We start from the raw sequence: 15,483 nt of genomic DNA on the forward strand, positions 1-15,483 counted from the left end.
TTCTGTTTCTTGACTTTCTTCTACTATAACTCCTGGTAGGTTTAGCAACTTAGTCAGTAATCTATTCTTCATCTCTTTGATGCTTAACACTTCCCTAATAATTTAGCACAGTAAGTACGGAAGAACCGGTTTTCAGTGGATGGCGCGTTTGGCACATTGGGGTGTGGGTGCTTGTTTAGCCGACCAAATGGGACTCGGTAAGACTGTTCAGGCTTTGGCTGTGATTTTGACTCGTGCTCCGGCTGGGCCGACTTTAATTGTGGCACCAACTTCTGTGTGTCACAATTGGGTGAGTGAAACTCAAAAGTTTGCTCCTACTCTTAATATTATTCAATTTGGCAGTGGCGAGCGGCAAAAGTTGTTGGATAGTTTACAGCCGTTTGATATGTTGGTTTGCAGCTACGGTTTGTTGCAGCAAGAAGAAGTTTCTCAAATGCTATCGCAGGTAGAATGGCAAACTATCGTGCTTGATGAAGCCCAGGCGATTAAAAATATGGCTACTAAACGTTCCCAAGCGGCGATGAATCTTCAGGCTGGTTTTAAGTTAATTACGACGGGAACTCCGATTGAAAATCATTTGGGTGAGTTGTGGAATTTGTTCCGTTTTATTAATCCGGGGTTGTTAGGTTCTTTTGAAAGTTTCAATAAGCGTTTTGCGATTCCAATCGAAAAGTTTCAAGATAAACTGGTACGTCATAGACTGAAAAAGCTAATTCAACCATTTCTACTCCGACGCATGAAAACTCAGGTGTTAGAAGAATTGCCAGAACGTACTGAAATTTTACTGCAAGTAGAGTTAAGTCAGGAGGAAATGGCATTGTATGAGGCGTTGCGTCGGGAGGCAGTGGCTAAACTGGAAGATAGTGAGGCAAATGCGGGACAGAAACATTTGCAAGTGTTGGCAGAAATTATGAAATTGCGTCGGGTTTGTTGTAATAGCCGTTTGGTAATGCCGGAGATGGAAATACCTTCTGCAAAGTTACAATTGTTTGGTGAGGTGTTGGATGAGTTGTTAGAAAATCGTCATAAAGCTTTGGTTTTTAGTCAGTTTGTTGACCATTTACAGATTATTCGCGATTATTTGGACAAGCAAAAGATTAAGTATCAATATTTAGATGGTAGTACTCCGGCTGCGGAACGAAAAAAACGAGTGGATGCTTTCCAAGCTGGGGAGGGTGATGTATTTTTAATTAGCCTTAAGGCTGGGGGAACGGGAATAAATTTAACTGCGGCTGATTATGTGATTCATACAGACCCTTGGTGGAATCCAGCAGTTGAAGACCAGGCTTCTGACCGTGCCCATCGCATCGGTCAACAACGTCCGGTGATATTGGCACTATTGTATTACATATACTACAATAGTGAGGATGGGAAATACAGGAGCAATGCCAGCTTGAAACAAATAACTAACTACAACTTAATCTTGCCAGTAGGTACGCAGGTAGTGACTCGTGTGGAAGTCAAAACTTCTAATTGTGAGGTTTCCTGCTTGCGGGGAGCAGTAGGTGAAATTGTGCGCTCTCCTACAGATAATTCACATACGTATGAAATTCAATTGCCGACAGGAGTAAAAGTTAATTTACGGCGACATGAATTTAGTATTCGCAAGCATTATCAACGTGAAGGATTGGAGCAATCCCATCTATTAGCTGATTATAATTTGTATGATTCAGTGATTTATCGTTGTGTGGTCGGTTCTAGAGCTTATGGATTAGAGAATGAGGGTTCAGATGTCGATCGCAGAGGGATTTATTTACCACCAGCCGATTTACATTGGTCGCTTTATGGAGTTCCAGAACAGCTAGAAAATAATGCTACTCAAGAGTGCTATTGGGAGTTGCAAAAGTTTATTGTTTTGGCATTAAAGGCAAATCCGAATGTATTGGAATGTTTATATACACCTTTAATAGAAACAGCGACACCATTAGCTAAAGAGTTGTTAGAACTGCGTCATATTTTCCTGTCACAATTAGTGTATCAAACCTACAATAGCTATGTGTTATCTCAGTTTAAAAAGATGGAGCAGGATTTACGAAATCAGGGTGAAATTCGCTCCAAACACGCCATGCACTTAATCAGATTATTGTTATCAGGAATTACGATTTTAGCAGATGGATTTGTACCAGTGCGGGTAGACGAATATCGGACTCAATTGTTGGCAATTCGTAATCAAGAGATCGGTTGGGAAGAAGTGAATCAATGGCGATTAAGTTTGCATCAAAAGTTCGATTCTGTTTTTGCTAATACCTCATTACCAGAAAGACCAAATTACGAACAAGCAAATGCTTTTTTATTGCGTGCTCGTCGTTTCATGGTTAGTGATGAGATGAAAGATGGATAATCAAAGTGAAGAATATCGGGAATTTATTGCTCAATTCCTTTAACTGGTGTTTATCGTTATGGATAGAATTAACGCGCAACTATTATCGATCGCTCAAAATCAACCTTACCCTCTATTGTTCGCTACAGTTAGTGGTTCGCATTTGTATGGTTTTCCTTCGGCTGATTCTGACTACGATTTGCGAGGAGTTCACATTTTACCGCTTCCTGATGTAATTGGATTGATTGAAGGGGAGGAAACAATTGAATGTTCGCAAATCCAAAATGATTTACAATTGGATTTAGTAACTCATGATATCAAGAAGTTTTTCGGGTTATTACTTAAGAAAAATGGTTATGTTTTAGAGCAACTTTACTCGCCGCTAGTTGTGTACACTACACCAGAGCATGAAGAGTTAAAGCAGATTGCTCAAGGTTGTATTACACGGTTTCATGCTCATCATTATCAAGGTTTTGCTCAGACACAGTGGCGATTATTCCAGAAAGAGGAATCACCACGAGTGAAGCCGTTGCTTTATGTTTATCGAGTTTTATTAACGGGAATTTATTTGATGCAAACGGGAGAAGTTCAAGCAAATTTAGTAACTTTGAATCAGCATTTCCAGTTACCACAAATTCCCGATTTGATTGCTTGTAAATTAGCTGGTGTAGAGAAGTCTGCGCTTGCAGATAATGATTTAGCATTTCATCAACAGGAGTATCAGCGGTTGTTTCAGGAATTAGAAGAAGCAAGTAACAACAGTCATTTACCTGATACACCTTCTGCAAAAGATGCTTTACATGACTTGCTGGTACGAGTAAGATTAGCTGTGGTTCCGGCCAAATAATCAGTAGATCGAGAGCTTACTGGAGTAAATAAACTGTTATCTTCCGTAATTTTACTGGTGAATTACTCAAAATCTTAGTCTACTATGAAGTTGTATGAGAAACCAGTTAGATTTATCTAAAATATAGTTAATAAAAACCATGCTTTGAGTCGAAAGCATGGTTTTATAAGTTCAGACTACTTTTTGAAGAATTAAACAAAGCATGGAAAATTGGCGAGAAATCAAGGTCAGAGTTAAACAAGGGTATGGTGTTGCTTCAGGAAAGAATCAAGATCCGCGTTTTCCTAATGGTACGATTGAAATGCAACAGCCTTTTTTTAGCCAACTTGGTCTGGACTTAAGTCCATATTTCCCTGGCACAATCAATATTTCTACTGCTCCTCATACATACGAAATTAAAGCGGCCAAATGCACATTCAGAAATCTAAAATGGGCAGCAGCAGAACCAGCAGAAGATTTCTCTTTTTGTGATTGTCAAATTTTACTAAATACAGGGAAATCGCAACCAGGTTTAATCTATTATCCTCATCCTGAAACCAAACCCGAACACTTTCAAACTCCCGACACTCTGGAAATCATTACATCTTTTATCAGCGGCTTGAGATATGGAGATGAACTGATTATTACTGTAAATCTTCAACAAATTAATATTAATTAGTCTACAGTTGTCTATGGTGCAAAAACTATCTAGATTTACCAACAATATAAGGAAGAAAAGCCCGTCGCACTTCTGATGCACCCCGTAGACTTGGCTCAATTATAGCTGTAAACCAAGATGGGTCGCCCTTGAGGAAGTGTGCATGAAGATCGACGAATTGCCCTCGCGTCCCCAAAATATTTCCAATGGTAGTTCGAGTATCTTAAGTTAAAAGAAGGTGTGACCAATAATGCTCAAAATCTTAGAATAACCTGTGATCGATCTCACGGTTGCACTCTAACGAGTAAGTCAGAGTAGAGCAATGAATAGTTCACTCCATCAATACACAACCGAGCCAGAGGTTGAAACTCGTAAAGCTCTGGTCAGTAATCCCGATACAGATCCAGCCATCCTGTTTAAGTTGGGAGAAGAATTTCCGACCCAGTTGCTGGTCAATCCCATTTTTGATCTATTGCTGCTAGAAAATCCAAACCTGGCAGATGAGATTCCCCTACCAACCCTATCGCAACTGATTCGGGAGGAACAGGTTCCTCCCCTGATTTTGCAGGGAACGGCTCGACGTTTGATGCAGGTCACATCAAATGAGGCTTTAGCTGGACTCAAAGCGATCGCACGGCATCCTAATACAACCGCACAGACGCTGCGGCAACTGGTTGATTGGCGATCGGGGCTGTTGAAAGTCGATCTGTCCCGCAATCCCCATATTCCGATCGATGTCCTGAGTCGTCTGGTATCCAGTGCAGATCTGAAGGTTTGTTATTATGTGGCCCAGAATCCAAATACGCCTCCAGAAATTTTAGATAGGCTAGCCCAGACAAAATCAACGCCAAAAACAGGGATGAGTTCCTGGCAAGAAAATACTCAATGTAAAATTGCCCTCCATCCCAATACCGCCCCAGCCACGTTGGAGTATCTGGCTACTTCAACGAAATTGGTGCGCCTTGCCCTAGCCGTTAATCTCAAAACGCCGCTAACAGTTTTAGAACAGTTGGCTAAAGATCCAGAAGTTCGTTTTGAACTGGCGACCCATCCCAACCTGTCTGGGCACGCCATTCGATCGCTGCTGCACAATCAATCTGGTGACTGGGAACCGATTCTTCGGCCTCTCACTGCGAACTGCCACATCTGGGCCAGTGCTTTGGAAGAACTGGCCTGGGATGAAGACCGACGATCGCGGGTGTTAGCCGCCCGCCATCCCAATACTCCTACTTCGGTGCTGGAGCATCTTGCCCAAAATGAGCCGTATATCGATTTCGATTTGGCTACCAACCCCAGCACACCGCTTTCTATCTTGAATCAGCTAGCTCACCATACAGTTGATTATGTGCGTCGGGAGGTCGCGCACAATCTCAGTACACCGGGTGAGTTGCTAGAATATTTAGCCAATGATAGCAGCCATCGGGTGCGATTAGAGTTGGCGAAAAATCCCAAAACCCCAGCTTCGGCTTCAGAGAAAATCAGTCAGTGGGGTGATGGAGAAATACGGGTTGCTGTTGCCAGAAACCCCAGTACACCCACTCAACTATTGGAGCAATTGATGCAACAGGATTGGCTTCTCACTGGCACTATTGCTCGTCATCCTAATTTGTCAAGCAGCGTTTTACAAAAGCTATGTCGCTCGAAGGATATAGTTTATCGACAATGTGTAGCAGAAAATCCCAATTTACCTCTATCGTTGATGGAAATTCTGGCACAAGATCGAGAAGTGACTGTCCGACAAGGCTTGACCAGAAACCCCAACACACCCGCCTATATTTTGGGTCAACTATCACGGGATAGTAATTCAGATATGCGTCAGGCGATCGCTCACAGTCCATATACTCCCCCCTACCTGCTCAAACAACTGGCATCCGACGAGCATCCCGAAGTGCGTCGAGCGGTTGCGGCTAATCCTAATACGCCAGTAGTGGGACTCAGACAACTGGCAAACGATCCCCTTCAAGGAGTGAGACAGCCGCTTTCCACAAATCCCAGTATGCCAATCTACTTACTAGCAGATTGAATTTATCACAATGACACCCAGCCAACTAAAAGAGTATTTAAACCAACTGATTCTCAAAAATATTCAGATCAGCACCATGATCTGGGGGCCACCGGGTATTGGTAAATCCAGCATTGTTGGGCAACTAACGCAAGAACACCAGATTGGCTTTGTCGATGTGCGCCTGAGTCAACTGGCTCCTACCGATCTGCGTGGCTTACCCGTAGCTGTAGATGGCATTTCCAAATGGTATCCGCCAGAGTTTTTGCCCCAGGATGGCGAAGGTATTTTGTTCTTAGACGAGATCAACATGGCTCCACCCGCCATGCAGGGGGTGGCTCAACAATTAATTCTCGATCGACGGGTTGGTTCCTACACCGTTCCGAAAGGCTGGTTTGTTTGGGCAGCTGGGAATCGCAAGGAAGATCGGGCGGCGGTGTTTGAAATGCCTGCACCCCTGGCAAATCGATTTCTGCATCTTCAGGTGAACCCAGACTTTGATAGTTTCAAAGCCTATGCACTGGAGACGGGTGTCCATGAACAAGTCATCGCGTTTCTCTCCTTTCGCTCGACGCTACTGCACAAGTTTGACCCCCAGCAGCCAGCCTGGTGTTCGCCGCGTTCGTGGGTGATGGCAAGTGCGCTACATCAAGCTGGACTGAGTATCGCCCCCGCAGTGGGAGTCGGAGCGGAAGCTGAATTTCAAGCCTACGTTGCACTTTATCGCGCCTTACCGAATCTCACGCTAATTCTGGAAGGGCAAGGAGACCGCATTGCTTTTCCCACTGAACCGTCTGCCCGCTATGCTACAGCGATCGGTCTAACCGTAAGGGCAGCAGACGCAAATCAAGCCTACAATGCGTTCACCTGGCTCAGTCAAAAGGCGACAGCGGAGTGGGTGCAGCTATTTGCGATCGATATGTTCCGGGTGATGCGGAGCAAAGGACAAATGGGAACCCTGGCAAAACTGGTGCACAAAGATGCTCAACTTCAGCAGTTTTTGAAGGAGTTTCAGCAGTTGGTAGGGTTATAAAATATGCCAAACCGAACTTACAGTTTTTCCTTCAACATTTTTCGGGCGGCTGCTCTAACATCTTCTTGATCGTCTTTAGTAAGTTGTTCCAGAATGGCGATTGGTGTGCTGATATTGCTGGCGATCGCTTTACGAATAGCGAGGAAAATTGCAGCCCCATTACATTTTTTGTATAGGGTTTTCGGTTGGTTCATCGCTAATTTTTCCAGAATGTGAACTGGTGTCTTAGGATGTTTGGCAATATCGATAAGACTGTTACCACAAGCTGGTATACGAGTATCACCAACGTACTGTAGTTTCTGATTTTCGGCTTGAGTAAAGATCGTTATAGCTAACGTTTCAAGAACTGTTTCGGTTAGATCGTTGCGTTGTAGTATGTCTTGCCAAACTAAATAATCTCGATCGGTTGCCAACTTTATAATACAGTCAAGAGAAGTATTGGGATGTGTTGCAATTTTCTGATACCATTTTCTATTTGAGGTATCAAGAAGAACTTCCAGAAGCTTAGCAGGAGTTTTAGGGTTGTTAATTAGACTTTCACAAATTCTTTCATCCTGTATGTTTCTTGCAAATCGCTCAAGAATATAACCAGGAACACTGGGATTTGCAAGGAGTTTGGCACGAACAAATTCATCTTCGTCATCTGCTAACGTTTCCAGAATCACCGCAGGGGCATTGGTATTACTTGCCAGCCCCTGGCGGACATAAGGGCTGGGATGAACGACAAAACGCAATAATAAATCGATTGGAGTATTCGGATGCTCTGCAATCAGTGGCTCCGCATTATACGTTTCTCTAATGTCAGGATGACTTGCCAACCAGCGCAGGAGTTCTCCCGACAGATTGGGATTTTTTAACATTAGTGAGCATAGATTGGGATCTTGCGGACAACGGGATGCGAGTTTTTTCAAAAGCTGGACAGAAACATTCGGATGGCTGGCAATGTTGTACCGCCCTGATGCCCTCGAATTGGAAATTCTGTACGACCCTATTAAATCCGAAGTCGCCTGCTCTATCCGTGAAAACAAGATTTCCAGTCCTTCAACGGGTGTATTCGGATTGCCAGCAAGGATACTCCAAAAACTCGGCTCCTGAAATTGCTCTTCGGACTCGATGAACTTCAAGAGTGTCTCCGGTGGGGCTGCTTTACAAGCCGCGATCGCAACCGCCACTTTAATAACTCCCATTTTGAGTAATGTTTCCAAGATTTTGCTGGTAATGTTAGACCGTTTGACAAGGGCGATCGCCGAGTGCTCATAACTTTGCCGATTGGAGGGCGGGGATTGTTGGTGACGGACAACCAACCACTCTGCCACATGCTCCAGGGCAGTAGCCGAGGCATTGGGATGTTCTCCAACTTTATGCCGCACACCGTCATCCATATCCAGGCTCAGTCTGTCTAAAACAGAGGGTGGAGTATGAGGATAGTCGGCAACCAATCGACGGACCGCAGGACGACTATGGGTGGCAAACGTTGGTAGAAGGTGAAGGGGAGTTTCCGGTTTTTCGTCCATAAAATCGACGAGCGCGATCGCCATTTCTGAAACATTAGGATGAGCCTTAATCCGATCTCGAATTTCCTTAACCTCTTCTCCGGCTAATTTCTCCAATACAGTCGCTGGAGTGCTGGAATTTCGGAGAATTGCCCGATGCATCTCCATATCTCGAAAATCTGCAAATCGATCGAGAATATTGGCAGGCGTGTGGGGATGTTCCGCAACCGCATATCGAACAAAGTGACTGGAATGATTTGCTAACTGAATCAACAACGACGCAGGTGTGTTGGGATTTTTGGCAACGGAAGTCAACAGGCGACCGAACTCTGAGCCATCTAGACCGTCGTAATCATGATCGTAATCGTAAATTTGGGGTGGATTCTGAACCAACTGCTCCAGAGTGGCGACGGGCGTGTTGGGATTTTCGGCGATCGCACAGAGAATGTCCTCGTCGGGCAATGCAGACAAATTCGCTAACGTTTCACTGGGGGAGGATGAGCTTCGAGCCAGAGATAAGCGAACAAACAAACTTTCAGGGTTCTCCAACAGCAGGATGTTGAAAATTGGGTTGGTAACGATCGCATCAGGAAACTCTTTGCCCAACTTCAAGAGAACGTCCTGTGGCGTATTGGGATTGCTGGCAACGGCCCGACGCACTTCGGCATCTTCATCTGTGGCAAGCTGCTTGAGTAAATCAGGAGCAGTATGGTCAGCAACGGCAAGCGCAAGGCGAGAGGCGCGACTCATCGTAGTATCCCGTAAGGTAGTAGGGTAGCAATGATGCCAGTTTGCCCTGAAGTTAAGGGAATTTTTACAATATAATCTAACACCTGGCAATTTAAAAGACTTGTGAAGGACTTTCAACCCCTGATCAGTGCCTCTCTCCTACGGTTGCGAATGAAGTCTCCTTTCTTCGCAACACTGGCTCTGTTTGCTCAGTTTATCCCCACGCAGAAGACTCCCGCAGCAGCAACGGACGGCAAGGATGTATTCTTTAATCCAGACTATTTACTCTCCTTACCTGCTGCTCAACAGGATGGGCTATTTCTGCACGAAGTCCTTCATGCTGCCCTACTGCATCCTTTGCGGCGAGGAGTGCGCGATCCCCAAGTCTGGAATATTGCTGCTGATATTGTCGTGAACGGCATGATTGTCCAACAAGGCGTTTTTCAATTGCCGCCCGGAGGATTACGCGATCCTAAACTAGAACATCTCAGCGTGGAAGAAGTCTATGAACTGCTGCTGAAAGAAGATTCGGCGCAAATGAGTTTACCCGCTCCTGACTTGCTCGAGCGCCCACCAGAGGATGCGAGTTCCAATCAGAGTCAGAACCAAAATCAATCCCGCTCGACTCATTCAAACGAACAGACACAGCAAAATAACCAACAAACTAGCCAAAATTCTCAAGGTCAAGATACAGAGAATGCGGCTCAGTCGAGTGATTTGGGTCAGGATGCAAACCAACCTCAAGCTAATCCATCCCAGCCCGCATCCGCAAACTCATTGGCATCTGATAGCCTTTCTCAAGCCCAGAAAGCAGCCCTGGAAGCCCACTGGAAAAACGCACTTCAGCAGGCAATGGTAATTGCGCGAACAGTGCAAAGAGGCACCCTACCTGCGGGACTGGAGCGAGAACTAGGGGTAGTCACTACTCCCCAACTGGACTGGCGATCGTATCTGTGGCGATATCTGGTGCAAACGCCAACTGATTTTCAGGGATTCGATCGGCGATTCGCGTACCAGGGGTTATATCTGGAATCGCTGATTGGAGAATCGGTGAATGTGTTTGTGGCAGTAGATACCAGCGGTTCGATCCAACAGGTAGAACTCCAGGCATTTTTGAGTGAAGTTCACGGCATTTTAGGGGCTTATCCCCATCTTTGCTGTCTGTTGTACTACGTGGACGCTGAGGTGTACGGACCGTATGAGCTAGATTCACAGCAGGAGTTGCCCACACCGCAGGGAGGCGGTGGAACCTCATTTGTACCGTTTTTTGAGGCGATCGATCGGCAGTGGGAGCGACAGAATCAGTCCCTGTGTGTTTACTTAACCGATGGCTATGGCACGTTTCCGGCAAAACCACCTGAACTGCCGACGCTATGGGTCGTAACACCAGGCGGCTTAGCATTAGAACAGTTTCCGTTTGGCGAAGCTGTGCGGCTATTGTCGCGTTAGGTTTTCGGGTCACTGAAATTATCGCCGCCGATTTTAGCCGTACTCAATGTGAGCGAGATTATCTGCTAATGACAGCTTTACCAGGTGTTCCCTTGAGTGATGCTGTTTCTCTCAATGCACATTAGCGCCAAGAAGTATTTTATCAATTAATCAAATTTATAGTATAAATATACTAATAGGTGATTCGTAAAGAGACAGGCTCCCATCTTTTTATGGGAATACTAATAAAAATGAGCTTTTATTTGCCGCTAATCGTGTCAAAGAGGGAGAATTTATGCCTTTACCAGAGCCAATGAATGAAGCCGATTTGCAGACTTTTTTAGACAATCCCGAACGATTAGCCTCCCAAAATCGGGAATTGCAGTTAGCGATCGCCAATCACCCCAGCACACCCCGCCAACTCCTCGAAGTCCTCACCCAAGGTACCGATCCACAAGTAGCACAAACTGCAAGACTGCACATAAATTGGGCGGGAGAATTAACCCAAAATTGGCAAGAAGCGGTAGATACAGAATTACGAAATATGCAGCTAGGACAAAACGATCGCCTAGCCGTCGAATTACTGAAATTTGCACCAGTTCCCGATTATTTTCTTAGTGAATGGGTACCAGCACAAAAATTTATTGAGGCACTTCGCAATCCTCACTTACCCTCACGATATCGTATTAAACTATTAGAAAGACTTGCCAAAGAACCAACCATAGAACCACGATTGCAAGTAGCAGAATCACCCGAAACGCCATTAGCAGTATTAGAACAATTAGCAGGTGATTTAGAAATACCGATTCGTTTAGCGGTGAAGTATAACCTTAATTGTCCGCCTGGATTAATTGATTTGGTAGAAGGGCAACATACTGTTGCAAATGATTGAAATACCGATGCAGAACAACTGGCAATGTTAGGGCAAAGTCGCTGGGCGCTCCTTCGTTTAACAGTAGCACAAAATCCTTCGACTCCAGCAGAAACGTTGATGCAATTAGCATTAGATTCGGTATTCAAAATTCAGTTAGCAGTTGCTAAGAATCCGCAAACACCAGCAAATGTGCTGGCAGTTTTGGCTGAACATTCAGAGGAAACCATACAAAAAGTGGTTGCAGAACATCCCAATACAACCGAAGAAATTCTGCATCAGCTATTTCCAACCCAACAGCAACTTTTGAGAGAACGTCAAAATTTACCAACAAGTATTTTAGAGCGATTTTTTAGGGAAGCAGCAACAGACCAACCACTTTGGAAACAAAATAAATTGCAGTATTTGCTCTTTAAAGAGCCAAATACACCGACTTGGATTTTAGCTCAATTGGCGAATGTCGATTTAGAAGAAGTCAGAGCAGATAAATTAGCAAATCAAGAAGATTTTGAAGTTAGAGAAACTATCGAAGATTGGATTCGAGATGCGCTCCGATTTTTGGCTAATATTGCGAAACACCCACAAGTTACAAGAGAGATTTTAGAGCAAATCAGTCAGTATCCGAATCCTAATGTTAAGTTAGCAGTTGCCCAAAATTCTTTAACTCCTGAAAGTTTAAAAATGCAACTTTTGGAAGAACTATCGGTCAATTCTGAAGAAAAAGTTAAAGTGACAGTTGCAGAAGATGTCAACACGCCTGTACCCATTTTAGAGGCAATGGCAAAAAATGAGTTTTATTGCACAAAATTATTACGAGAAATCCGCCGAGTTTTAGCATCAGAATATGCGGCAAATGCTCACTCTTTTAAATCCGTAGCCGACCAGATGATGTCTAATCTAAAACATCGGATTTTGTCTCCAGTAAATATAACAGTAAATGTCGATCGCTGGATGGAAATCATTCAACGTTCTGGAGTCCTAGAAGAACCGTTAATCTCCTCTTTAGATGAGGATGATTATCATGATTGGTCTTTAGATGAATTAGATGAACAAGATTATGATGATGGGGGACAGCTTGGAAATCTTGTTGAGCAAGCCATTCCTTTATGGACTGAAGTATTAGCTGGATTATCTTCCCAAGACCTTAAACGAGCGGTTAGGGGTGTTTTTGATGTGTTGGAAATGATTGATAATGAATTGAAAAATAATTCTACGGCTCGTTCTGTAGCTGTGGTATTGGTGGGTAATCCTAACACTCCAGAAAGGTTGCGGGAAGTTCTGAAAAATCAGCTAATCAGACCCTCCAAACGGCTGGATTCTTATGATAGCGATCGCGACCTATTTCTAGCATTAGCCTATACCCCTGGAGTTGTGCTAGCGCAGGCAGTCACTACAATACCCCAACGTTATGGTTATAAACGTGATGAAGTTCTAGCGGACTTGCTAAAACAGTCGAGACACACCCAAGGTTCTCAAATGCCTGCTAGCGTTTTGGAGGAGTTATCTACTCACAGTTATTGTGTGGTTCGTAGCGAAGTGGCCGGTCATTTCAATACTCCTAGTACGGCTTTAGAAAGATTGTTTGATGATGATTATTCCCCGGTGCGTGCTGGAGTTGCTAAAAATCCCAATACGCCACCACAAATTCTGGAACAAATGGCGAGACGTGAAGATCCAAATGGACGAGATAATTACTACTATACTGTTTGCCATTATATTACCCAACGCAGTGATACTCCAGCCAGTGCTTTAGAATTTCTCGCGAGTAGCCCTCATGCTCAAATTCGTGCTTTTGTCGCTAGAAATCCCAACACGCCGCCAACTGCTTTGGAACATTTAGCAACCACTGAATCTGATGAACAAACGTTACAAGCTTTGATCGGTAATTCCAGCACAACTGTACAAGCTTTACAGCATCTCGCTCAAAATGCTAATCCAAAGATTCGCAGTAGCTTAATTCGTCATCCCAATTTCCCTGTTGAACTTTGGGAACAACTGGCACAAGATGAAGATGTAGAGGTACGTTGTGCGATCGCATCTTCCTCCAAGTGTCCTTCTGCCATTCTGGAAACTCTCGCTTCAGATCAAGAAGAATACGTTCGTCATAAAGTAGCTGCTAATTCTAATACCCCCGCGAATACTTTGGAATTTCTCAATCTCTCGTTCAACAATACAGGGATTTAGCCAATTTATTACAATCTCATTTGTCTGATTTACAGGTTTACAGTTATTGTTTCCCTAGTATGCCGAGTAGTTTATTTGCTGGTGGGTTCACTATTTTTGAGAATATTAAGGGAGTACCTGTAATTATTGGTTCAACTTCTACAGGAGAATGGATTGGATTAGCTCCTAAACAATACAATACTACCAAGTCGTCACCTCAATTTAATATTTCCGAACCAACAGTTGATGAAACAATTACAGGTTTAATTACACAAATTAAAGAAATTACCAATTCCTTGGCTTATCCAATTCGAGAGTATGAATTGACAAAAGCTCAACCAAGATGGGCGATCGCGCTAACAAACAGCCGAGAAATTATTATCGAAAAAATTCTCGAAGAAGCCCAGTTTACTGATATTCGTGGAGTTAACGGATTTCTACGAATTAGTGGGAACTATGAAATTGCCGACCAAGAGTTAAAATTAAATGAATTCTTTAACTTACAATTGACTAATTCCCGGGTTTATAATCTCGATTTTATTATTGGAGGAGAGCATCTTACTATTCATTATGTAATGGGAAAAACTATCGGGTATGATTGGGTAGGCGTTGTTACCGATAGCTTTACTTGTTAAGTTTTAGCCAGATTGAGAAAGTTTATGAAACCAGAAACAGAACAACTCCTTGGAACACTAGAAGTCCTCCTTTGGAATCCATCTTGCATATTTGTTTGGGATAAGGAAGAACAAGGGGAATTTAATGTTTGGAATTTAGCGCTCGCAGAAGGTTTCGTTAGCTTGACAGATGTGGATGAGGCGAGCGCGACAGCTAGGTTAAATTATTTGCTTTCTTAACTACTTCCTTTAACTCTTCAAAAGTGATACTACCGTCTTCATCTCCATGCGTAGCTAGCAATTCTTGGGGACTACTTATACCTGTTTCAGCCGAGATGATTGCACTTAAACCAGGGCTTAAGAAAAGCTCATGAATGGAGACTTTACCGTTTTGATCTCCATCTAAGGTATTAAAAAGAGATTGAAGTTCTTGCTCAGTTGCCATAAGTTTTTATCTGAATTAATTATTCAATTTAAGATCTTTTCATTAAATAAACTTATATCCAAAGACGTAGAAAGGGGTATCGCTGAGGGCTTAGATCGCCAGTGCCGCTGTCGCGTCTGGGGCAACTCGTCGTTAATCTCACGCTAGATGTCGAGTAATTTTAGAGACTGTCGATATTTCCGATCGGACTATCTTGACTCCAAGAAGGCCAGTAAGAGTCTTCATTGTGGTTTTTAAAATAGAAAATAATGGATGGATAATCTTTGCTTTATCCGCCTTTAGGCTCCACTTATTACATACGCTTAATTATGAAGATCTTGACTTCATTGGTGACGACAATGCTACTTGCAGGTTCTACCATTGCGCTACCCGTTCAAGCGCTCCAGCATCGGGATTACGAGACTCAAGCACTCAGCGATCGAAGCCTCTCATTCGATGGCGCATCACCAGCCAGTACATCGAACGCCGATTCTACTTACTACGCTGCTGGTGGTCGAAGGGCAACCGTGTTCGCTCCCCCATCTAATGTTCGCGATCGACCAAACGGTAATATTGTCTGTACGATTACCACTCGTCGTCAGATTAACGTTTATCGTTTTTATGACAATAGCCAACAATGGCTTTCCACCGATGCCTGTGGTTCCAATCGGTATGGCGTGATTCATATCAGCCAGATTCGCTTTTAGACCGCCAGCGTCAGCTTAATTAATCCCCTTTTAATCTGCGTCAAGATTAAGGGGGTTTATCTTTAATTATGGATCGAACACGCTACATAACCAGTAGATCGCAAAGTCATTGATGAAAGCAGGGTGTGGGGTTAGGGAAAAGAGTCGGACTCAAAGGAGAAAAGCTCTCTCACGCATTGTCCAATATTAGGGATTAGGGGTTAGGGGTTGGGGGT

The 15,483-nt window shown here is 43.8% G+C and carries 13 protein-coding genes and 1 pseudogene; 12 read left to right on the forward strand and 2 right to left on the reverse strand.

Features of this window, described 5'->3' with window-relative positions; translation table 11 throughout:
• Window positions 1-127: 127 nt before the first annotated feature.
• The 6 genes and pseudogenes from IQ264_RS33935 to IQ264_RS26200 form a co-directional block, all read left to right on the forward strand.
• Window positions 128-931 (forward strand): annotated as a pseudogene (locus IQ264_RS33935) (DEAD/DEAH box helicase); the annotation flags it as partial.
• Window positions 932-958: 27 nt separating this feature from the next.
• Complete coding sequence (locus IQ264_RS33940) at window positions 959-2,341, forward strand: DNA polymerase beta superfamily protein (protein WP_413470372.1); 1,383 nt, start codon at window positions 959-961, stop codon at window positions 2,339-2,341.
• Window positions 2,342-2,399: 58 nt separating this feature from the next.
• Window positions 2,400-3,167, forward strand: a complete 768-nt coding sequence (locus IQ264_RS26185) for a DNA polymerase beta superfamily protein (RefSeq protein ID WP_193984437.1) — start codon at window positions 2,400-2,402, stop codon at window positions 3,165-3,167.
• Between the two features lie 202 nt (window positions 3,168-3,369).
• Window positions 3,370-3,825 carry a hypothetical protein gene (locus tag IQ264_RS26190; RefSeq protein WP_193984439.1) on the forward strand — a complete coding sequence of 152 codons (456 nt, stop codon included), beginning with the start codon at window positions 3,370-3,372 and terminating at the stop codon, window positions 3,823-3,825.
• Between the two features lie 301 nt (window positions 3,826-4,126).
• Window positions 4,127-5,827: a hypothetical protein gene (locus IQ264_RS26195; protein WP_193984441.1), complete on the forward strand. Its 1,701-nt coding sequence runs from the start codon at window positions 4,127-4,129 to the stop codon at window positions 5,825-5,827.
• A 10-nt stretch (window positions 5,828-5,837) separates the two neighbouring features.
• Entirely contained in the window at window positions 5,838-6,839 is a 1,002-nt protein-coding gene (locus IQ264_RS26200; protein ID WP_193984443.1) for an AAA family ATPase, read from the forward strand.
• Window positions 6,840-6,856: 17 nt separating this feature from the next.
• Here IQ264_RS26200 and IQ264_RS26205 read toward each other — a convergent pair whose 3' ends face one another.
• Entirely contained in the window at window positions 6,857-9,082 is a 2,226-nt protein-coding gene (locus tag IQ264_RS26205; RefSeq protein WP_193984445.1) for a hypothetical protein, read from the reverse strand.
• Window positions 9,083-9,184: 102 nt separating this feature from the next.
• Between IQ264_RS26205 and IQ264_RS26210 the strand changes: the two genes are divergently transcribed.
• The 5 genes from IQ264_RS26210 (at window position 9,185) to IQ264_RS26230 (ending at window position 14,377) form a co-directional block, all read left to right on the forward strand.
• A complete protein-coding gene (locus tag IQ264_RS26210) occupies window positions 9,185-10,510 on the forward strand; it encodes a DUF2201 family putative metallopeptidase (protein WP_322744810.1) in 1,326 nt (441 codons plus the stop codon).
• A 274-nt stretch (window positions 10,511-10,784) separates the two neighbouring features.
• Window positions 10,785-11,381 carry a hypothetical protein gene (locus IQ264_RS26215; protein ID WP_193984448.1) on the forward strand — a complete coding sequence of 199 codons (597 nt, stop codon included), beginning with the start codon at window positions 10,785-10,787 and terminating at the stop codon, window positions 11,379-11,381.
• 24 nt (window positions 11,382-11,405) lie between these two features.
• On the forward strand, window positions 11,406-13,544 hold the full coding sequence (locus IQ264_RS26220) for a hypothetical protein (RefSeq protein ID WP_193984450.1): 2,139 nt from the start codon (window positions 11,406-11,408) through the stop codon (window positions 13,542-13,544).
• A gap of 59 nt (window positions 13,545-13,603) precedes the next feature.
• Window positions 13,604-14,158, forward strand: a complete 555-nt coding sequence (locus IQ264_RS26225; RefSeq protein ID WP_193984452.1) for a hypothetical protein — start codon at window positions 13,604-13,606, stop codon at window positions 14,156-14,158.
• 24 nt (window positions 14,159-14,182) lie between these two features.
• Window positions 14,183-14,377 (forward strand): hypothetical protein, encoded by a 195-nt coding sequence (locus IQ264_RS26230; protein WP_193984454.1) that lies wholly within the window; start codon window positions 14,183-14,185, stop codon window positions 14,375-14,377.
• Here the strand turns inward: IQ264_RS26230 and IQ264_RS26235 are convergent.
• Entirely contained in the window at window positions 14,352-14,582 is a 231-nt protein-coding gene (locus IQ264_RS26235; protein ID WP_193984457.1) for an EF-hand domain-containing protein, read from the reverse strand. The genes IQ264_RS26230 and IQ264_RS26235 overlap by 26 nt on opposite strands.
• Before the next feature lie 308 nt (window positions 14,583-14,890).
• Here IQ264_RS26235 and IQ264_RS26240 point away from each other — a divergent pair, with 308 nt between their 5' ends.
• Window positions 14,891-15,268 carry a hypothetical protein gene (locus tag IQ264_RS26240; RefSeq protein WP_193984459.1) on the forward strand — a complete coding sequence of 126 codons (378 nt, stop codon included), beginning with the start codon at window positions 14,891-14,893 and terminating at the stop codon, window positions 15,266-15,268.
• Window positions 15,269-15,483 lie beyond the last annotated feature (215 nt).

The organism is [Phormidium] sp. LEGE 05292 (assembly GCF_015207735.1).
GTDB lineage: Bacteria > Cyanobacteriota > Cyanobacteriia > Cyanobacteriales > Aerosakkonemataceae > Floridanema.

Bases quoted from the DNA above. Each gene is read 5' to 3' on its own strand.
- IQ264_RS26205 (WP_193984445.1), bottom strand. From the start codon at position 9,082: ATGAGTCGCGCCTCTCGCCTTGCGCTTGCCGTTGCTGACCATACTGCT.
- IQ264_RS26225 (WP_193984452.1), top strand. From the start codon at position 13,604: ATGCCGAGTAGTTTATTTGCTGGTGGGTTCACTATTTTTGAGAATATT.
- IQ264_RS26220 (WP_193984450.1), top strand. From the start codon at position 11,406: ATGTTAGGGCAAAGTCGCTGGGCGCTCCTTCGTTTAACAGTAGCACAA.
- IQ264_RS26230 (WP_193984454.1), top strand. From the start codon at position 14,183: ATGAAACCAGAAACAGAACAACTCCTTGGAACACTAGAAGTCCTCCTT.
- IQ264_RS26240 (WP_193984459.1), top strand. From the start codon at position 14,891: ATGAAGATCTTGACTTCATTGGTGACGACAATGCTACTTGCAGGTTCT.
- IQ264_RS26190 (WP_193984439.1), top strand. From the start codon at position 3,370: ATGGAAAATTGGCGAGAAATCAAGGTCAGAGTTAAACAAGGGTATGGT.
- IQ264_RS26235 (WP_193984457.1), bottom strand. From the start codon at position 14,582: ATGGCAACTGAGCAAGAACTTCAATCTCTTTTTAATACCTTAGATGGA.
- IQ264_RS26195 (WP_193984441.1), top strand. From the start codon at position 4,127: ATGAATAGTTCACTCCATCAATACACAACCGAGCCAGAGGTTGAAACT.
- IQ264_RS26200 (WP_193984443.1), top strand. From the start codon at position 5,838: ATGACACCCAGCCAACTAAAAGAGTATTTAAACCAACTGATTCTCAAA.
- IQ264_RS33940 (WP_413470372.1), top strand. From the start codon at position 959: ATGGAAATACCTTCTGCAAAGTTACAATTGTTTGGTGAGGTGTTGGAT.
- IQ264_RS26185 (WP_193984437.1), top strand. From the start codon at position 2,400: ATGGATAGAATTAACGCGCAACTATTATCGATCGCTCAAAATCAACCT.
- IQ264_RS26215 (WP_193984448.1), top strand. From the start codon at position 10,785: ATGCCTTTACCAGAGCCAATGAATGAAGCCGATTTGCAGACTTTTTTA.